Origin of the sequence: Myroides odoratus (genome assembly GCF_001549985.1) — a bacterium.
Lineage (GTDB): Bacteria > Bacteroidota > Bacteroidia > Flavobacteriales > Flavobacteriaceae > Flavobacterium > Flavobacterium odoratum_A.
The window spans coordinates 170,493-191,134 of sequence record NZ_LROZ01000002.1 but is presented as its reverse complement, the minus strand read 5'-3'; the positions used below and the strand labels follow the sequence as shown (position 1 = coordinate 191,134).

Annotated in this window: 17 protein-coding genes; 13 read left to right on the top strand and 4 right to left on the bottom strand. The window is 36.1% G+C overall.

Annotated elements, in window-relative coordinates:
- The first annotated feature begins 110 nt into the window (after window positions 1–110).
- The gene (locus tag AWV75_RS04140; protein ID WP_060873171.1) at window positions 111–1,865 is read left to right on the top strand and encodes an MFS transporter; all 1,755 of its coding nucleotides are present in this window, start codon (window positions 111–113) and stop codon (window positions 1,863–1,865) included.
- Window positions 1,866–2,154: 289 nt separating this feature from the next.
- Here the strand turns inward: AWV75_RS04140 and AWV75_RS04135 are convergent, their stop codons facing one another.
- The gene (locus tag AWV75_RS04135) at window positions 2,155–2,874 is read right to left on the bottom strand and encodes an SDR family NAD(P)-dependent oxidoreductase (RefSeq protein WP_060873170.1); all 720 of its coding nucleotides are present in this window, start codon (window positions 2,872–2,874) and stop codon (window positions 2,155–2,157) included.
- Between the two features lie 238 nt (window positions 2,875–3,112).
- Between AWV75_RS04135 and AWV75_RS04130 the strand changes: the two genes are divergently transcribed.
- Window positions 3,113–4,507: a phosphatase PAP2 family protein gene (locus AWV75_RS04130; RefSeq protein WP_082711027.1), complete on the top strand. Its 1,395-nt coding sequence runs from the start codon at window positions 3,113–3,115 to the stop codon at window positions 4,505–4,507.
- A 24-nt stretch (window positions 4,508–4,531) separates the two neighbouring features.
- Here the strand turns inward: AWV75_RS04130 and AWV75_RS04125 are convergent, their stop codons facing one another.
- Window positions 4,532–5,089, bottom strand: coding sequence for a DinB family protein (locus AWV75_RS04125; RefSeq protein ID WP_060873168.1), 558 nt, complete (start codon window positions 5,087–5,089; stop codon window positions 4,532–4,534).
- A 52-nt stretch (window positions 5,090–5,141) separates the two neighbouring features.
- The gene (locus tag AWV75_RS04120) at window positions 5,142–5,678 is read right to left on the bottom strand and encodes a Crp/Fnr family transcriptional regulator (RefSeq protein WP_060873167.1); all 537 of its coding nucleotides are present in this window, start codon (window positions 5,676–5,678) and stop codon (window positions 5,142–5,144) included.
- A 202-nt stretch (window positions 5,679–5,880) separates the two neighbouring features.
- Here AWV75_RS04120 and AWV75_RS04115 point away from each other — a divergent pair, with 202 nt between their 5' ends.
- The 5 genes from AWV75_RS04115 to AWV75_RS04095 all read left to right on the top strand — a co-directional run bounded on the left by AWV75_RS04115 (window position 5,881) and on the right by AWV75_RS04095 (window position 12,569).
- On the top strand, window positions 5,881–7,005 hold the full coding sequence (locus AWV75_RS04115) for a cysteine desulfurase family protein (RefSeq protein ID WP_060873166.1): 1,125 nt from the start codon (window positions 5,881–5,883) through the stop codon (window positions 7,003–7,005).
- Between the two features lie 149 nt (window positions 7,006–7,154).
- On the top strand, window positions 7,155–8,327 hold the full coding sequence (locus AWV75_RS04110; RefSeq protein WP_060873165.1) for an AIR synthase related protein: 1,173 nt from the start codon (window positions 7,155–7,157) through the stop codon (window positions 8,325–8,327).
- A gap of 1 nt (window position 8,328) precedes the next feature.
- On the top strand, window positions 8,329–8,745 hold the full coding sequence (gene ruvX, locus AWV75_RS04105) for a Holliday junction resolvase RuvX (RefSeq protein WP_002991189.1): 417 nt from the start codon (window positions 8,329–8,331) through the stop codon (window positions 8,743–8,745).
- Between the two features lie 87 nt (window positions 8,746–8,832).
- Window positions 8,833–10,329 (top strand): malate:quinone oxidoreductase, encoded by a 1,497-nt coding sequence (locus AWV75_RS04100; RefSeq protein ID WP_060873164.1) that lies wholly within the window; start codon window positions 8,833–8,835, stop codon window positions 10,327–10,329.
- A gap of 761 nt (window positions 10,330–11,090) precedes the next feature.
- A complete protein-coding gene (locus AWV75_RS04095; RefSeq protein WP_060873163.1) occupies window positions 11,091–12,569 on the top strand; it encodes a catalase in 1,479 nt (492 codons plus the stop codon).
- Window positions 12,570–12,640: 71 nt separating this feature from the next.
- On the opposite strand, the gene AWV75_RS04090 is transcribed toward AWV75_RS04095, so the two are convergent.
- Entirely contained in the window at window positions 12,641–13,213 is a 573-nt protein-coding gene (locus AWV75_RS04090) for a Crp/Fnr family transcriptional regulator (protein WP_060873162.1), read from the bottom strand.
- A gap of 1,242 nt (window positions 13,214–14,455) precedes the next feature.
- Here AWV75_RS04090 and bioB point away from each other — a divergent pair.
- From bioB to AWV75_RS04060, 6 genes are all read left to right on the top strand, one after another.
- Window positions 14,456–15,439, top strand: coding sequence for a biotin synthase BioB (bioB, locus tag AWV75_RS04085; RefSeq protein WP_060873161.1), 984 nt, complete (start codon window positions 14,456–14,458; stop codon window positions 15,437–15,439).
- A gap of 612 nt (window positions 15,440–16,051) precedes the next feature.
- Entirely contained in the window at window positions 16,052–16,498 is a 447-nt protein-coding gene (locus AWV75_RS04080; protein WP_060873160.1) for a hypothetical protein, read from the top strand.
- A 64-nt stretch (window positions 16,499–16,562) separates the two neighbouring features.
- On the top strand, window positions 16,563–17,210 hold the full coding sequence (locus AWV75_RS04075) for an RDD family protein (RefSeq protein ID WP_060873159.1): 648 nt from the start codon (window positions 16,563–16,565) through the stop codon (window positions 17,208–17,210).
- A gap of 175 nt (window positions 17,211–17,385) precedes the next feature.
- A complete protein-coding gene (locus AWV75_RS04070) occupies window positions 17,386–18,516 on the top strand; it encodes a sensor histidine kinase (protein WP_060873158.1) in 1,131 nt (376 codons plus the stop codon).
- Window positions 18,517–18,527: 11 nt separating this feature from the next.
- The gene (locus AWV75_RS04065) at window positions 18,528–19,283 is read left to right on the top strand and encodes a LytR/AlgR family response regulator transcription factor (RefSeq protein ID WP_060873157.1); all 756 of its coding nucleotides are present in this window, start codon (window positions 18,528–18,530) and stop codon (window positions 19,281–19,283) included.
- 144 nt (window positions 19,284–19,427) lie between these two features.
- Complete coding sequence (locus AWV75_RS04060; protein WP_060873156.1) at window positions 19,428–20,621, top strand: efflux RND transporter periplasmic adaptor subunit; 1,194 nt, start codon at window positions 19,428–19,430, stop codon at window positions 20,619–20,621.
- The last annotated feature ends 21 nt before the right edge of the window (window positions 20,622–20,642 follow it).

Below are 20,642 nucleotides of genomic sequence, written 5' to 3'. Positions count from 1 at the left end.
GAATACAAAAATACTTTTTTTATCTTAAGTAGATACTATGAAGAGCAGATATAGGTTATTTAATTATCTTTGATAACGTTAAAGATAACTTAAAATATAAGCTATTCGCTATGAATTCATTGACTACCAAAACTAATTATCCTGCTTTATATACCTTAGTAACTGTTTTTTTCTTCTGGGGATTTTTCGCAGCGGGAAATAGTATTTTTATTCCGTTTTGTAAGGCCTTTTTTGATTTAGATCAGTTTCAGTCCCAATTAATTGATTTTTCTTTTTATACCGCGTATTATTTTGGAGCACTCTTGCTTTTTTTAGTTAGTGCTTGGAAGAAGAAAGATATTGTGAATAATTGGGGATATAAACGCTCTATTGTGTATGGGTTGTTGTTTTCAACAGGAGGTGCAATAGCTATGATTTGGGCTGTTCAAATCAGTGTATACGCAGCGTTACTGGTAGGGTTGTTTATTGTAGCCTTGGGGTTTTCATTGCAGCAGATTGCAGCCAATCCTTTTGCCATTTCACTGGGAGATCCCAAAACAGGAACCAGTCGAGTGAGCCTTGGTGGAGGGATTAATTCACTAGGGACAACGATAGGTCCTTTGTTAATGGCTTATGCCTTATATGGGAGCACTAAAACGCTAACGGATGACCAAATTCAACATTTGAGCTTGGATAGCATGACTTTGTTGTATGGAGCAGTTGGCGGGTTATTTCTATTGGCCGCTTTATTGTTCTTCTTTTCGAAAAAAATACCAGATAGCAAGAGTAGTGCAGAGATAAAACCTGCAAAAAAGGCGATGGTGTTGTTGGTGAGTATGACCGTCTTATTAGTAGCCGTTTTTATTCCGGTGTTTAATACGTATAAAAGCGAGGCATATTTACGCGTATCAGCGTTGCAAAAACAACAAGAAACGTTAATTCATTCACTGAAAGTGGAGCAAAATGAAGAAGTAAAGATCGCGGATGAAGTAACGTTGACGAATCTAAAACAAGAAATCAAAGAAACATTAACCCCCATTGAAAATAAGCGTATCTACCTTTTAGGGGGAGCTTTGCTTATTATTGTAGGAAGTATAGCCTTCGCTTATTTTACCAGTCAAAGAAACAAAGAAGGATGGGGAGCCATGCAATATCCTCAATTGCTTTTGGGAATGTTAGCCATCTTTGCTTATGTAGGGGTTGAGGTTGGAATTGGTAGTAATTTAGGAGAACTGTTAAAATTGGAAGAGTTTGGATCGTTACAAGCGGTTGAAATTGCTCCTTATGTCTCGATGTACTGGGGAAGTTTGATGATTGGACGCTGGGCAGGAGCAGTGAGTGTTTTTCAATTGAGTAGAAGAAACGAGCTAATTGCTCTGATTGCAGTGCCTTTTGTAGCGTATTTCATTATATTATTTGCTAATTATTTTGCTGGAAATGAAATTGAACACCTCTATTACTATAGTGTATGTGTAGCAATTCAGGTTGTCTTTTCCTTTTGGAGTAAAAATAAATCAGCGCGTACGATGATTTTATTTAGCTTGTTTGGTCTATTAGCCATGATTGTCGGACTCTTCTCTAGTGGAATGTTAGCGATTTATGCATTCTTAGCGGGTGGATTAGCATGTAGCGTACTTTGGCCGGCTATTTTTAATATTGCTATTATGGGACTGGGAAAATACACCGCACAAGGTTCGTCGTTTTTGATTATGATGATTTTAGGTGGTGGAATATTACCTCCAATTCAAGGTAAATTGGCGGATATCATTGGTATTCATGAGTCTTATATCGTAAATGCAGTGTGTTTTGGTTATCTGGTACTCTTCGGTTTTCTTGCGAAAAGAGTATTGCAGAAACAAGGTATTGCGATTGATGATATTGATTAAGGGTTAAGGGTAAGACGGTGAGGTGGTGAGAAGGTGAGCAAACCTTACAAAGAGCAAAGCACAAACCTCACAAAGAGCAAAGCACGAACCTCACAAAGAGTAAAGCACAAACCTCACAAAAAGAAAAGCACAAACCTCACAAAAAGAAAAGCACAAACCTCACAAAAAGAAAAGCACAAACCTCACAAAGAGTAAAGCACAAACCTCACAAAAAGAAAAGCACAAACCTCACAAAGAGCAAAGTACGAACCTCACAAAAAGTAAAGCACGAACCTCACAAAAAAACAACTCATACCCCATGAGGCACCATAATAGGATATTGTTCAAATAGTTTTTTAGACATTGGATCTGGAAAAATATCTAAGACTCCTGCTTCAAATTCATTACAAATAGTACGAGATAAATCGACAAGTGTAATTTTTTCAGTTTGAACATCAGCAGACATCATAGAGTCTACATAACCAGGATAGATTCCAATGAGTTCAATTGCTTGTGTAGCTAATTCAGGGCGCAAGGACTGAGTAAGTAAATGTGCGGCGGTTTTGGATGCACAATAGGTGGCTATTCGCTTAATTACCGTTGCACTACCCACAGAGAGTATATTGAGTATATAGCTTGGTTTTTGCTTTTGTAATACAGGTAAAAAGTGGTTCATCATGTGGATGACTCCAATATAATTGATCTGCATCTCTAACAATGCCTTTCTTCCTGCTTGTTCTCCTATAAAATCAGATTTTAATTCTACACCTGCATTATTAATTAAAACCTGAACATCCTGACATTGTTCTACTGCTTTTTGAATAGAATCTTCTTGAGTGACATCTAGTAACACAGGAACTATTTTGGAAGGACAAGTTGATGCTAATTGATGTAACCGTTCTAAGGCTATTCCTGTAGCGTAGATTTTATGTGCCTTTCGGTGTAGCATTTCTTGGATGAGTGCTGTTCCTATTTCACCATCTGCACCTGTTATTAAAATGACTTTATCTTCAAATGTTCTGGAATTCATCGTTGTATAATTTAATTTCGGTTGCCTACATTTAATAAGGGGTTTGGTTTGTTTTTCGAAAACAAAGCAGAAGCAAGGTACACATAAAATCAAAACCTCAAGGAGAATCAGTAGAAAAAACAGGAACCTCTTTTTATATAATATGAATACCTTTTAGATAATAAATGGCCAAATAATTGAACGAAATACTACTTTTGCTTTCTGAAAATAGAAAAGGTCTCTTAAAAAAAGAATTAAAATGAAAGAAAAGATGATTGTTTTAGGGATAAATATGCTGTGTTCTTTGATGGGTTATAGTCAACAAATGCAGTCTAATCCGTCATTTGCAATTCATGATTCATTGGTATTGAAAAATTTTACTACTGCAGCACCTAGTTTTTGGGAAAAAGATGCCGTAAAAATTAGTTTCGTACCTACGTTATTGTTTGGAGCTTCTGCAGTTACTTGGAATAGTCGAGAAGATATTAGAGAGGTACGAAATCGATACATTCCTACTTTTAAGTATAAATATGATGATTATATGCAATATGTGCCTGCTGCAGCAACTTTTGGATTAAAAGCGGCAGGTGTAAAAGGGCGTAATGAATTCAAGCGTTCCGCGATTACTTATGCAACGAGTGTGGCGATTATGGCTATTTTAGTGAATGGTATAAAATACACCGCCAAAGTAGAGCGTCCAGATGGTTCTTCTAAAAATTCTTTTCCCTCAGGACATAGTGCCAATGCTTTTAATAATGCTGCCTTTTTAGATCGAGAATACGGATTAGTTAATCCAGCTTATTCGATTGGAGGGTATGGGTTAGCTACCATGACAGCTGTAGGACGTGGTTTAAACAATCGCCATTGGGTATCTGACGTATTTGCTGGTGCAGGAATTGGAATTTTATCTTCTCAATTGGCTTATTTTTTCGTAGATAAAATCTATGGAAATAAAGGAGATAATTTGAGTATTCTCTCTCAGTTTGAAGGAAATGAAAACCCCTCGTTTTTAGCGTTAAAGTTGGGGTCTACCTCTGCTTTTGAAAGTATTGTTGAAGATGAAGAAGAAGAAACCTTAGCAAGATTAGGCTGGGAAGCAGGATTAGAAGGAGCTTATTTTTTTACTAGAAATTGGGGAGTAGGAGGGCAATTTACTGTTGCAGGTTTCCCTTTCAATAAAAGTAGGGTTTCAATTCCGACGAACACTGATACGCCTGAATATATTAGCAATGCAGATATTGTAACAGAATCTTTAGGCTATTTGAACTTTGGTGTAGGTCCTTATTATGCCATTCATTTTTCAGATCGTTGGAATTTAATGTTCAAAGGATTAGTAGGGTATAGTATTGCAGCGCAAGGACACATTAAATTGAAATACGATAGTCCTGATACGGTATTAGATGAAAGGGAAGAGCTTATTATGGCTTCTTATAAACCGAAGAATGCCATTCAATTTACAGCAGGAACTGCGTTGACTTATAACTTGGCTTCGAATTTAGGAGCCACACTCTATGCCGATTTCAATCACAGTCAAATGAAATACAAGTATACCATAAATCCTGACTTTTTGGACCCTGAAGATCCTGAAGTTTTTACAGATCGTAGTCCGTTTAACTATATGACCTTGGGAATTCGACTAACGGCTTATTTTTAGCACGTTGCTGTAGGGAAATGAAAATTAAACCATTTCTTTTAGGTTGTTGAGGGTATTTTGCATTTGTACCACGTGTCTAAGGTTGTGAAAAACGACAATTTTCAAGGTATCACCAAGTTTTAATTTGATCCATTTGCTAATGGAAATGGAGGTTTTGGTTTGGTTTAAATTGATAGTTTGGGCTTGTTCTAATAGTGCAATAAGACTATTTTGTTGTTGAATAAAAACGGTTAAAACCTCACGATTGACGGTACTTGTACTTGGATTCATGGATTTGAAGGTCTTCATTTTGTTAAGCTTTGCCTTGGGTAACATGCTTTTAGCAAAATAATTACCTAAAATCCCACTTTTGAATACAGGAGATGGCGTGGTGTATGGGGTTGTGTTGATTCTGATAGTGATTTCAGGAATATAAAAATAGCCATATCGATTGAGGTGTTCTATACATTCTAAAACACTCCAACTTGCGGGTTGAGGTCTCGTGTAAAGTAGAAAATCTGGAAGTTCTTGAAAGGCAAGGGCTTCTTGTTTGATTTGATGCGTTAATTCCAATAAGTTTGAAAGTAGCTTAGTTGTTTCCATTTTATTTTTTGACAAAATTGCCTTTAATTTTCAAGATAAAAATTGATTCAAGTCAAGATTTCTTTAATCTGGAAAGGGTTTCTGGAGACATCCCTAAGTAAGATGCAATATACTTGTTTGGAATTTCTTGAAACAAACGTGGACTTCGTTGTAAAACACGGGTATAGCGCTCCGTTGGCGATTTAATAAGCAAGTCTTTTTCGCGTTCCAATTGTTGTAAAATTAAACCTTCTAAAAGCGTATCCCAGAGGATTTGATGTGCTGCATTACTGCGAATAAATTGGAGATAATGCTCTTTTCGAATGACTTTTATTGTCGTCTTTTTTAAGGCTTGTATATAAAAATCGGTAGGTTTATTGGTGATAAAACTATCCAATGCCGCAATAAAATTGTGTCGATAACCAAATCGAATAATGTGTTCTTGATCCTGCAGGAGAATCGAAATTTTTACACTCCCTGTTTCGATATAGTAAATGTCGGTATCTATAGTATGCGCAAGAGTTAGGTAGTCCTTTCGTTTTAAGGTGATGGTTTTGTCCCAATAATTTGCTTGCTCTAAGCTGTTATACAAAGCGGAAATGATGTCCATAGAGAAAAGGTTTACAAGAGGAAAATATACGTGTAAAAGAATTAAAAATAAAAAGATATGTTGGAAGAGACAATAATATGGAAGTGATTTTTAGCATTATCTTTTTTGTTTTTATTACATTTGTATTCGAATAAAATAAATGACTTAGAAAGACGTTATTTCCTGTAAATGAAGTGACGAATCTCATTCAACTAATTAAATAATGAAACAAATATATCTGGATAATGCCGCAACTACTTCTGTACGCCCAGAAGTAATTGAAGAGATGGTGAAAGTATTGAGAAATGATTTTGGTAACCCTTCATCGACATACTCAATCGGACGGCATGCGAAAGCATTAATTGAAGGGGCAAGAAAAACAATTGCCAAACAATTTAATGTCAGTTCTTCAGAGATCATTTTTACTTCTTGTGGAACAGAGGCAAACAACTGGATTTTGCTTTCTGCTGTACGCGATTTAGGAGTGAAACGAATTATTACAACCCAATTGGAACACCACGCTGTTTTAAATACAGTAAAGCATTTAGCTCAGGTGTATGGAATTGAAGTTGTATTTCTAACCATTAATCCCAACAGTGAAATTGATTATGCTCAATTGGAAAATCTCTTGAAAGAAGAGACTAAAACATTGGTGAGTTTGATGCATGTGAATAATGAAGTTGGTACAGAATTAGACTTAGAGAAAGTAGCGCATTTATGTGTGGAACATGGAGCTCTTTTTCACTGTGATACAGTACAATCTGTCGGAAAGAAAAGATTGGATTTAAGTGTGTTGCCTATTGATTTTATCGTAGCAAGTGCACATAAATTTCACGGACCTAAGGGTATTGGATTTGCTTTTATCCGCAAGAAAAACGTATTGAAACCTGCAATCCATGGTGGAGAACAAGAAAAGGGATTACGCGCAGGAACAGAAGGAGTACACCAAGTGGTAGGAATGGCAAAAGCGCTAGAAATGGCTTATGACTTGCTAGAAGAAGAGCGTGCTTACATTGCTGATATTAAATCGTACTGCCAACAGCGTTTAATAGAAGTATATCCACAAGTGAAATTCAACGGAAATAGCACTGGGTTTTACAATATTCTCAATGTGTTGTTGCCCATGACACAAGAAAAAGCAGCAATGATGTTATTCCAATTGGATATGAAAGGAATCGCGGTGTCAAGAGGAAGTGCTTGTCAATCGGGAAGCCAAAAGCCTTCGCACGTTTTAGCTCAGTTCTTAAACGAGGAAGATTTGAAGAAGCCGAGCCTAAGATTGTCATTTAGTCATGAAAATACAAAAGAAGAGATCGATAGATTGATTGAACTTCTTCAAGAAATTTAAGAAAAAAAATCTACTAAGTTGAATTAGTAGATTTTTTTGTTTTTCAAATATTCAAAAAATAAATAAAAAAGAGGTAAAAAAATGTTAATGTAAAAAGCTTTGTTTTACAATAACATTCGCATTAAATTTGCACAAACAACACACTATTTATGAGTTCAAGTAATAGATACGCGCTTCGCGGAGTTTCTGCTGAGAAAGAAGATGTTCACAATGCAATAAAGAACATAGATAAAGGATTGTTTCCTAAAGCATTCTGTAAAATTATTCCTGATTACTTAACTGGGGATGAAAACTATTGTTTGATTATGCATGCCGATGGAGCAGGAACAAAATCATCATTAGCTTATATGTATTGGAAAGAAACAGGAGATATTTCTGTTTGGAAAGGTATTGCTCAAGATGCCTTAATAATGAATATTGATGATTTATTGTGTGTAGGTGCAACGGATAATATTTTGTTGTCAAGCACAATTGGACGTAATAAAAATTTAGTTCCAGGTGAAGTAATTTCTGCTATCATCAACGGAACGGAAGAATTAATCGAAGAGCTAAAATCATTCGGTGTTACGATTCACTCAACTGGAGGAGAAACAGCTGATGTGGGAGACTTAGTTCGCACGATTATTGTTGATTCTACGGTTACAGCGAGAATGAAACGCAGCGATGTTATTGACAATGCGAATATCCAAGCTGGAGATGTTATTGTTGGATTGGAATCGTTTGGTCAAGCAACATATGAGAAAGGATACAATGGTGGAATGGGAAGCAATGGACTGACATCTGCTCGTCATGATGTATTTGATCATTCCTTAGCAGCTAAATATCCTGAAAGCTATGATTCATCTGTTCCAGAGGAATTAGTGTATTCTGGAAAAGTACAGTTGACAGACGCTGTAGCGAATTCTCCTATTGATGCAGGAAAACTAGTATTATCTCCAACGAGAACTTATGCGCCAATCATTAAAGCGATTTTAGATCAATATAAAGCAGACGATGTACACGGTATGATTCACTGTAGTGGTGGAGCACAAACAAAAATCTTGCACTTTGTCGATCAGCTACATATTATTAAAGATAATTTATTTGAAGTACCACCCTTGTTTCAATTGATACAGGAACAATCTAAGACCGATTGGAAAGAAATGTACCAAGTATTCAATTGTGGACATCGTATGGAATTATACGTAAACCCTGCTGTTGCAGAAGATATTATAGCAATTGCTGCATCATTCAACGTAAGAGCACAAATTGTGGGTAGAGTAGAAGCTTCCGCAGAAAAGAAATTAACGATTCAATCAACATACGGGACATTTAACTATTAGAATGGGACGTTTATTAGCTATTGATTTTGGTCAGAAAAGAACGGGTATCGCAGTAACCGATGAATTGCAAATTATTGCATCGGGTTTAACAACTGTCGATACAAAAGAGCTTATGTCTTTTTTAAAAGACTACTTTCAAAAAGAAAAGGTGGAAAAAGTGGTAATAGGTGAACCCAAGCGTTTGAATAATGAGCCTTCGGAAGTTACTCCTATTTTAAATGCGTTTATTGATACATTTAAAAAAACATTTCCTACAATGCCAGTGGAACGAATAGATGAGCGTTTTACCTCTAAAATGGCCTTCCAAACCATGATTGATAGTGGATTGAAGAAAAAACAAAGACAAAATAAAGCATTGATTGATGAGATTGCCGCAACCATAATTTTACAAGATTACATGGGACGGAATACGTTTTAATCCATTCTTTTTTAAAATTTTAGCAGAAAAAAACTGTTTTTCCTGTAGATAAAAATTAATTTTGCACATAAATAAATATTCGATATAATGTCAAGTATACAAAAATCTGAGGTTGATGTTGTTTTGGTAGGAGCCGGAATCATGAGTGCTACTCTTGGAATCTTACTAAAAGAATTAAATCCTAACCTAAAAATTGAAATCTTAGAACGTTTAGATCGCGCTGCAGCTGAGAGTTCAGACGCAATGAATAATGCGGGTACAGGACACTCTGCATTTTGTGAATTAAACTATACACCAGAAAAAGCTGATGGTAGCGTTGATGCAACAAAAGCAATTAGCATTGTTGAGCAATTTGAAGTATCAAGGCAGTTTTGGTCATACTTGGTAAAAAAGAATGTATTAAAAGACCCTCGTAAGTTTATTAATTCTGTACCACATATGAGTTTCGTATGGGGAAAAGACAACGTAAGCTTTTTAGAGAAAAGATATAATGAACTTCAAAAATACCCGTTATTTCACGGGATGGAGTTTTCAAAAGAGGTGGATCAAATCAAAACGTGGGCTCCTTTGTTAATGGAAGAAAGAAAGCTGGACGATGTATATGCAGCAACGTATATGCCAATCGGAACAGATGTGAACTTTGGAGAATTAACAAGAGAGATTTTTGATCACTTGACAACAGAAGATGGTGTAAATGTTCACTTCAATAATCAAGTAACAGACATTAAGCGAAAAGGCGACAGATGGAGCGTTTCTGCAAAAGATGAAAAAACAGGAGAGCAAAGAAAAGTAAAAGCGAAATTTGTTTTTGTTGGTGCAGGTGGTGGAGCAATCTTGTTGTTACAAAAAGCTGATATTCCTGAAAGTAAAGGATACGGTGGTTTCCCTGTAGGAGGAGAGTGGTTGGTGTGTAACAATCCAAAGATTGTTCAAAAACACATGGCTAAGGTATATGGAAAAGCATCTGTAGGAGCACCTCCGATGTCAGTACCTCACTTAGATACGCGCTTTATTGATGGAAGACATTCGCTATTATTTGGTCCTTACGCAGGTTTCTCAACAAAATTCTTGAAAAGAGGATCGAATTTAGATTTATTTAAATCGTTAGAATTAAATAATATCGGTCCGATGTTAGGTGCAGGAATGCGTAACTTAGATTTGACGAAGTATTTGATTGGACAAGTGTTGCAATCAGATAAATCAAGATATGAATCATTGAGAGAATATTTCCCAGATGCACAAGATGAAGATTGGAAAGTTGAACATGCTGGTCAACGTGTACAAGTAATCAAGAGAGATAAAGACGGAAAGGGAATTTTGCAATTCGGAACAGAAGTGGTGAATTCAGCAGATGGTTCAATTGCCGCTTTATTAGGAGCTTCTCCAGGAGCTTCAACAGCAACAGCAATTATGTTGAAATTATTGGCTAATTGTTTCCCTACAGAATTTAATTCACCAGAATGGAATAGTAAATTCAAAGAGATGATTCCTTCTTATGGTCTTAAATTGAATGAACATCCTGAAATGGTTGCTGAAATTAGAGAGAATTGCTCGAAAGTTTTGAGAATTTTCCCTAACAACTAAAAAACATCAAAATCGATATATAAAAGCATCTTTACTTGGTAAAGGTGCTTTTTTTTTTTTTGGAGACGGTGTGGCGGTGGGAGGGGGGCGATTTACATGTCCTGCAGACGAAGAAAGCATCGCATCCGTCATTCAACAGCTGTTATGGAGACCACTTTTGGGGTGTGGCGGTGAGAGGTTGAGGCGGTGGGAGGGTGTGCGATTTGCATGCCCTTCTGACGGAGGAAGCATCGCATCCGTCATTCAACAGCTGTTATGGAGACCACTTAGTTCTGTGCTTTTTTTGAGGTGAGGCGGTGGGAGGGTGTGCGATTTGCATGTCCTGCAGACGATGGAAGCATCGCATCCGTCATTCAACAGCTGTTATGGCGACCAACTTAGTTCTGTGCTTTTTTTGAGGTGAGGCGGTGAGGCGGTGGGAGGGTGTGCGATTTGCATATTCTGAAGACGAAAGGAACCCACCCTCTCACCAATCTCACCGCCTCACCATCTATCTCACCTATTTTATATTTGTTTTGGTGTTCGATGAATCTTCACTATGTTCCGATTTCACCACCTCACCAACCTCACCAACCTCACCAACCTCACCAACCTCACCGCCTCACCAACTCACCTTCTGTCCATCATTTTTATTTATCGTTTTTGAAAACACTATAGATTTAATTTATTTAGATATAACCTAATGGTATAGTAAACATGTTTACAAAGGTTTGATAATTAGTATATTTGAAATACAAATTAACGAAATAAAGTACAAGACTATGGAAAACAAAAAACTGACAACCGCTTCGGGAAGACCTTATGTAGAACATGAAAATTCGATGACAGCAGGAGAAAGAGGACCTGTATTGTTGCAAGATTATATTTTGCATGAGAAAATGGCTCACTTCAACAGAGAAAGAATTCCAGAGCGTGTAGTACATGCGAAAGGTTCTGGGGCTTATGGAACGTTTACTGTAACGAATGATATTACTCCGTACACCAAAGCAAAATTATTTAGTGAAGTTGGTAAACAAACGAAAGTGTTTTTGCGTTTCTCAACAGTAGGAGGTGAAAAGGGATCTGCAGATTCAGAGCGTGATCCACGTGGATTTGCCTTGCGATTCTATACAGAGGATGGAAACTGGGATTTGGTAGGAAATAATACCCCAGTATTCTTTATTAAGGATGCGAAAAAGTTTAGCGACTTTATTCACACGCAAAAACGCCACCCACAGACCAACTTAAAATCGGCAACCATGATGTGGGATTTCTGGTCGTTAAACCCAGAAAGTTTACACCAAGTATTAATCTTGATGTCGGATCGTGGTACACCTTTCGGCTATAGACATATGAATGGATATGGAAGCCATACTTTCTCGATGATTAATGCTGAGAATGAACGTGTGTATGTAAAATTCCACTTCAAAACAGCACAGGGAATTAAGAATTTAACTGGACCAGAAGCCGATAAAATGCGTGCAACAGATATGGATTACGCCCAACGTGATTTATTTGAGCACATTGAAAAAGGAGATTTCCCAAAATGGAATTTGAAAATTCAAGTGATGACAGAAGCAGAAAGCCGCGTAGCAAAGGTGAATCCATTTGATGTGACGAAAGTTTGGCCACATAAAGATTACCCTTTACTTGATGTTGGTGTATTGGAGTTAAATGAAAATCCTCAGAATTACTTCCAAGATGTTGAGCAAGCAGCTTTTGCACCTACACATATCGTAGATGGAATTGGCTTCTCTCCAGACCGTATGTTACAAGGACGTATTTTATCTTATCCAGATGCACAACGTTACCGTTTAGGTGCAAATTATGAGCAAATTCCAGTAAACCGTTGTCCTTTTGCTACAAATAACTACCAAAGAGATGGTGCAATGCGCATTGATGGAAATGGAGGAAGTGAACCAAACTATTACCCAAATAGTTTTGATTCTATGGTGGTAGATCAAAGTTACAAAGAACCTGCATTGGATTTAGGAGAACACGTAGTAGCGGATCACTATGATCGAAATGGGGTAGGAGAAGACGATCACTTTACACAACCAGGTAACTTATACCGCATCATGACTGAAGAAGCAAAAACGAATACCGTACATAATATTGTAGGAGCTATGAGCGGAATTGATGGACCAAAACGCGAAGAGATTATCTTCCGTCAATTGTGCCATTGGTTTAGAGCCGATGCTGATTTAGGTATGCGAATTGCCAAAGGATTACAAGTAGATGTAAGTAAGTTTATGCAATAATGCATGAATTATCATCATAATCAAAAAAGCCTCACACGTGAGGCTTTTTTTGTATTATATCAGGATGAAGTTTATTCTTCTCCTTGTATTTTTTTCAATGCACGATTCAGCGTTCTTGTTGTAATACCTAAATAAGAAGCCATATCCTCTTTGGAAATCGCCACTTGATTTTTCTCTTGTAGGTGCAATAGTTTTTCCAAAGCGTGTTCAACAGTATATAATTGTTGAAAAGAAGCTCGTTCACTGGTGTGGTATACGCGTAAAGCTTCCACTGCGAGTAATACATTATTGAAGGTAATATCCGTTTTCAGCAAATGATCAAAAATAGATAAAGGAATAACATAAGCCTCTACATACGAAATGGCTTCTACGGAACATAAACAAGGCATTTTGCCTAGATATTCAATTTCCCCCATGATTTCCCCACGACTCAAAAACTCCGGAATATATTCTTTTCCATTCTCTTCTGTAATATAACACTTTGTTATACCCTCTCGAATCACAATAATTTTAGTGATCTGTTCTCCTTGAGTAAGTAGTATATCTTTCGGGCTGTATTGTAGTAATTGTATTTTATCTGCTATAATGTCTTTGTGTGCAATCGATTCAATATAGGATAAAAAATCAAGATTTATTCTTAACATATTTTTATCATTAGGAGGACAAATGTCCTATAATAGATTCAAATTAATATGGACTTTTGTTTTGTTCAAATGTAAAGAATTTAATCTTAGCGATGTGTTGTGTTAAGATAGATTTAAATATATAGAACGCAAAACAAGCTAGCAAAAATACAAGTTATTTAAAAACAGAAGAAGTGTGTGTAAGTGATAAAAAAAATCTTCTGTTTTTAACGTATAAAATATTCGTGTTGATGTGTACCTTGGTATACTCATAACTTTGTGTTGATTTTCAAATTTTAATTTGAAAAGTAAAAAGTGTGGTTAGATTATAAAAAAGAAGTCCTTTTTTCAGGGGCTTCTTTTTTGTTTTTTGTGAAGTTTGTTTTTTGCTCTTTGTGAGGTTTGTGGGATGCTTTTTTGTTTTTTGCTTTTTTTTCGCTTTTTGCTACAAGCTTTTTCGTAACAATCCTCTATAATTGATAAATCCAACATTTTCACAAACTCACCGCCTCACCGTCTCACAAAAACAATCCACACAAAGCACAGTTGAATAACGGATGCGACCCTTCCTTTGTCAGGGAGACATACGGAGCGGAGCAACTGATTAGAATATTGCTTTTTTTCGCTTTTTGCAACAAGCTTTTTTGTAACAATCCTCTATAATTGATAAATCCAACATTTTCACAAACTCACCGCCTCACCGTCTCACCACCTTACAAAGTACAAACTTCACAAACTCACCACGTCACAAAAACAATCCACACAAAGCACAGTTGAATAACGGATGCGACCCTTCCTTCGTCAGGGGGACATACAGAGCGGAGCAACTGATTAGAGTATTGCTTTTTTTTCGCTTTTTGCTACAATCTTTTTTGTAACAATCCTCTATAATTGATTAAATCCAACACCTTCACAAACTCACCGTCTCACCGCCTCACAAAAACAATCCACACAAAGCACAGTTGAATAACGGATGCGACCCTTCCTTCGTCAGGGGGACATACAGAGCGGAGCAACTGATTAGAGTATTGCTTTTTTTTTCGCTTTTTGCAACAAGCTTTTTTGTAACAATCCTCTATAATTGATTAAATCCAACACCTTCACAAACTCACCGCCTCACCACCTCACTACCTTACCGCCTCACGAAGAGCAAACCTCACAAAGCACAAAAAAACTGGTCTAGTTCTTTTTTAAAAACCGGATGCCCTTCAACAGTCTTATCCATACTATTTTTGGCGCTTAACTAATAAAACAAATAAGACGATGAAAGACGGTAAAGCACCAATCCGAAATAATTGGACGGCTGAAGAAATACAAGAAATCTATGATTTACCAATTATGAAGTTAGTGTATCAGGCAGCAACTGTACACAGACAATATCACAATCCACTTGAGGTACAAGTCAGTACTTTACTTTCTATAAAAACAGGAGGATGCCCAGAAGATTGCTCGTATTGTGGACAAGCGGCTCGTTATCATACGGATATTAAAGTACAGCGATTATTGCCTGTAGAAACTGTTTTAGCTCATGCTAAGAAAGCTAAAGCCAATGGGTCTTCTCGATTTTGTATGGCTGCAGCTTGGCGTGAGGTTCGCGATAATCGAGACTTTGATAAAGTTATTGATATGGTTAAAGGGGTGAATGCATTAGATATGGAGGTTTGTTGTACGTTGGGGATGCTGACTGATCACCAAGCAAAACGCTTACAAGAAGCGGGTTTATATGCATATAATCACAATATCGATACGTCTGAAAGTCATTATAAGGATATTATATCTACTCGAACATTCGATCAACGCCTAAATACGATTAATTCAGTGCGTAAAGCGGGAATCACTGTATGTTCTGGAGGAATTATTGGACTTGGAGAAACGGATCAAGATCGAATCTCTATGCTATTAACTTTGGCAACAATGGATAAACATCCTGAATCTGTTCCTATTAATGCACTCGCACGCGTAAAAGGAACTCCTATGGAGGATATGCCAAAAACGGATATTTGGGAAATGGTGCGAATGATTGCTACAACGCGTATTGTCATACCAACGACAATGGTTCGCTTAAGTGCAGGACGTTTAGAAATGAATGAAGCAGAACAAGGTTGGTGTTTTTTAGCTGGAGCAAACTCCATTTTTGCAGGAGAAGAAGAAACCTTGCTCGTTACGCCTAATCCATCGTTGAGTGACGACCAACAATTATTTCAAAAATTAGGACTAAAACCGATGGTTTTGGCTGAAAAAAAGTAGAAGAAAAAAGTATAAGTACACAATTATAAAAAAAGTTCTTGTTTTTTTAAAAAAATAGGAACTTTTTCGTTTTCCATGAAATTGGTATTTTTTAGTAAAAAATTCTAAACATTATTTAGATTGATTTAAAGGAATTAAGGTAAGATTAGCCTAAGATTAGGAAATATTTATCTGGTGACTGCTATAAAAATAAAAGAACTAAAAAAGATACAGTATGTTAATATAATGATAATATTTAGCTTTTTATGGGATAGGGAAGGGGTAAATATTTGATTTTAAGTCTGCTGAGATTTTCAGTAAATGCCTCACTCTAAATATCGGGAAAGTATTGTAAATACTGATGATATTTGTCATTTTTACCCCTTCATTTATCCAATACTTTTGTGACTAGTTAATAAGTAATAAAGACGTCTTTTTAAAATTTAATTTATTGTTTTAACTATTATTCTTAAACATACTTGCTTAATTAGGTTAAAGTATGATTATAATTATAAATATTAATAAAAAAATGTTTTTTTAAACTTTTTTTAGTAAATTAGATACGATGTAAAAAAGTAGTTTAAAACAAAAAATTAAAAATAACTGTTGTTTAACCCCTTAATAGACTATGTTATGAAAAAAGTTTTAAAATGGACAATGGCTGTCATGATTGCAGCTAGTCTTGGATCGCTATTAATTAGTTGTAGCAAAGAAGATGGTAGTAATGACATCGATACAAAGTCGATTAAATTAGTGAAGGAGGATAATTTAGAAAAGAATTGGATTGCCGCTCATTTTGTTTTTGATGAGTCATGTAAAGGAGCAAAGAAGTTAGCTTATCAACTTTCATCTGTGCATATTACACTCAAAGACAATAAGTTTACAGCTGTAGATAAGTATAGCTTGGGTGAGGATCAGGGTTCTTGGGTATTAGAAGGTAATTTAATTCGAATGTCTAGTACAAGTTTGGGTGAAAATTTTCAGTTTAAAATCAAAGAATTGAAAAATAACGAATTGATTGTTGAGGTGCTGAATCACGAGGATTTAAAAGAAATTGAATTAGTCTCTTTTGACAAATAAAATTGTAAAAAAGTGTTGTGAGGATATCAAATGCTTTTGTATGTTTACATAAAGAAATAACGCTATGGATACAAAATATTTTATCGTTCGCAACAGTGAAAAACAAGGACCTTATACAAAGAGCGAATTGGTCGAAATTGGTATTACTGCTCAAACGTTACTGTGGTATGAAGGTTTAGCAAATTGGACAGAAGCACGTTATATCGAAGATTTACAAGATATCTTTCAATATAAACCCATGCACGTACAAGGAGAAAATAAGCCCCAAGTTTATGAAGAAAGAATAGGTAATGTTGTCTATCACGCAGATAAAATGCACGTTACGCTTTTTACACCTCAAGGTGAAATTTACTTGGAGTATGCTAATTTTGGCGATCGATTTGTTGCATTGCTATTGGATCGTTTGATTTGTTTATTTGCTAGTATCATTCCCGTTGTTGGGCCTTGGTTGTATTACGCGATTCTACATTCAAGTAAAGAGCAAGCAACCCTTGGACAACGAGTAATGAATATTCGATGCTTGAGTATGGAAGGTAATGCCATCGATTTCGGACAAGCAACAGGACGTTTCTTTATGTCGATTGTTTCTAGTATGATGTTCTGTATTGGATATCTTTTGTACTTTGGAAATGACAAAAAGCAAACCTTGCACGATAGCGTTGCTAAAACAGTAGTTGTGAAGGAGATAGGACGAAAAAACTATAATTTCTAGAACAGAAAAAAATACAAGCTAGCGAAATCCGCTAGCTTTTTTTATGCCTTTTGCGTACTTTGGTAAGGAAAGTCAAGATACAGTAGTACATTTGTACGATTCAACGTATAATTATTCCTGTTGAGTTATTTATCTCAACGATTCGGTAAAAAGTCACTTACTTTTGCTAACAAATATGGAAAGAAAGGTAGAAAAAAATAATATAGATCAATCGCTATTTACAAAGCATTATCGGCTAGTTGTTATTCCTGCTGTTTTTGTATTGTATTTATTTTCTCATTTCTTATTGAATCCGTACGATCCTGAATGGTATACAAGCATAGATACAGATAGTTTTTGGCAGTCGGGCATTATGATTTTAGTCTATTGTACACTCATTAGTGAAATCAGTTTGCGATTGAGTCATGCTTTGAATAAAGTTTTACCTTGGACCAAGTATGCAACCTGGCGTGTTGTTGTTCAACTCGTGTTGTTGATTCTCTTTATTTTCCTTGTTTATTGTATCCTCAATATTGCTTATTTGGTATGGATACCATATGCACCAGGAGAGATTTTAGATTTAGAAGCTAAAATTGATATCTGGCAGTCTTTATTGATTAGTATCAATACTGGAATTTTTATTAGTGTGATTCACACCGGCTATTTTTTAATTAAAAACTGGAAAAACTCTATGATGGATGCAGCTGAATTAAAGCTTAAAGCAGAACAGTTAGAACGCATTGCGAGTCAAGCGGAATTGGAAACGCTGAAAATGCAATTAGATCCTCATTTTCTATTTAATAATTTTAGCACGCTGTCAGAATTAGTCATTGAAGATCAGCAGGTAGCGGTAAAGTTTATTGATCATTTGGCTTTGGTCTATCGTTATATGCTTTCGAATGTAAGAAAAAATAGCATTAGCTTAAAAGAGGAAATCAGCTTTGTAGAATCGTATTTTTACTTGATTAAAGAGCGAATGGGACGCAAGGTAGAGCTAATTATTGACATTCCAGAAACCGTTCAAAATACACAAGCTGTCGCGCCAATTGCCTTACAACTTTTGGTTGAAAATGCAGTGAAACACAATACCGCATCCAAAGAACATCCCCTTATTATTCACATCGAAGTCGTGAATCAATATGTGGTGGTCCGCAATAATTTACAAAAGCTGGTGGTCGAATTACCATCCTCAAAAGTAGGATTAGACAATATTGTCGATCGCTATCGTTTGTTGAGTCAATTGGATGTTGAAATTACAAGTACAACGGAGGAGTTTATAGTGAAGCTACCTTTGTTAGCAGTTAGAGAAAGAAGTTACACCAATTAAAAAATAGGGATATGAAGGTATTGATTGTAGAAGATGAAGAAAGAAATGCAAATAAACTCATGCGTCTCTTGCATCAAATTGACCCAACAATCGAAGTATTGGCAGTAGTCGAAGGAATACAGTCGGCAGTGAGTTGGTTGCAAACTCATGCGGATCCTGATCTTATTTTTATGGATATTCGCCTAGAAGACGGTCTTTGTTTTGAAATATTCGAACAAATTCAAGTGAATATTCCCGTTATTTTTACCACGTCGTATGATGAGTACGCCCTAAAAGCATTTAAGGTTAATAGTATTGACTACTTAATGAAACCAGTGCAAGAGGAGGATTTGGTTCAAGCCTTGGCAAAGTATAAAAGTTTAAATCCCGCGGGATTGAATGATTCTATTCAACATATTTTAGGAAGTTTAAACAAAAAGGAAATTGTCTATCGTTCCCGTTTTTTAATTCCTTACAAGGATGGTTTTAAAACAGTTAAAGTAGATGAAATCGACTATATCTATTCCGAGTTAAAAATTACGCATTTGGTGTTGAAAGACAAAAGCGAAATCATCATCGGTCAAACGATGGAAGAGGTAGAAGAGGAACTAGATCCTCTTGTGTTTTTCAGAGCGAATAGACAACATATCTTGCATATCGATAGTATCCACAATATTCAAAATTACTACAATGGGAAGCTTAAAGTTACCCTTGTTCAAGACCCTCAACGAGAAATAATAATCAGTAGAGAAAAGTCCCCCTTATTTAAAAATTGGTTGAATTCATAAAGCTACTTCGGTAGCTTTTTTTAGTTGTCCCCTACAGATTAGTTCGCGGTTTTTACGGTTCAGGAACCAATTTTTACACTTCAAAATAAAAAAAAAGTGTTGAAAATCTCTTTTTTTCATTTTTGTTGTGAAATATGAAAATTTATGAATAGAGTTTATAGAAACCTAAGCGTATTGGCTTATGTAGGGCTAACAGTAATTACCCTGCTCACGGCAGTAGGGTGTAAGCAGACTTCAAGTGATTCTGCATCGATGGGAGGACATATTGAAGTAAAAACAGAGGTTGTAGAACGTGGAGATGCAGAAGTAGTACACAGTTATACCGCTTCTTTACAAGGAAAGGTTAACGTAGAAGTTCGAGCACAAGCTTCAGGCTATATCAATAAAATTGTTGTTAAGGAAGGTAGCTATGTCAAAAAGGGACAGGCTTTATTTTTGATTGATCCACAGCCCTACCAAATCAAGCTACAAAATGCAGAAGCAACGTTAAAAGCAGCAGCTGCAGAATTGGTGAATGCGCAATTGGAACAAGACAAAGTAAAATCACTAGTAGAAAACAAGTTTGTCTCTCCTATTCAATTGCAAACCGCAAATGCAGCCCTAGATAGTGCAAAAGCGATGGTAGCACAAGCCAAAGCGGCTGTTGCAGAAGCTAAATTGAATTTGAGCTATTGTACAGTTGTCGCTCCAGTGGATGGGTTTTTAGGAAGAATTCCCAAATTAATTGGAAACTTAGTAACGGCAGGTGAGGCAGAGCCTTTGACTACCATGTCAGATATTTCTCAGATTTATGCTTATTTTTCAGTAACAGAATCAGATTATTTTGATTTAATTAAAGGAAGTAACGGAGAACAAGAGGTTTTACCGATGGATATTGAATTGAAATTGAGCAACGGGGATACCTATCCATTACATGGAAAAGTGGATATGATTAATGGTGAATTTGATAAGGCGACTAATGCATTAAGCGTACGTGCTGTATTTGAGAATCCAGACAAATTATTGCGAAATGGCGGAACAGGCATTGTCAATTTAGTAGCGAAGAAAAAGGATGTCTTGCAAATTCCAATCGCAGCAACAATGGATTTACAAAATAAAGTGTTTGCATATGTACTTGGAAAAGACAATCAAGTAGAGCAAAGACAGTTGAAAATTGTGGGTAAAAACTTGCATACGTATTTTGTTCAAGGGGGTATCGAAAGCGGAGAAGTAATCGTTACAACGGGATTAGATAAAATAGCGGATGGCGATCAAGTTCAACCGTTAACAGCAACGTCCAATGAGCAAATTAGCGCAGTAAAAGAAGAAGAAACGGCGCGTGAAGCTTCGGTTTTATAACGTTCATCTTTCCACAAAAAA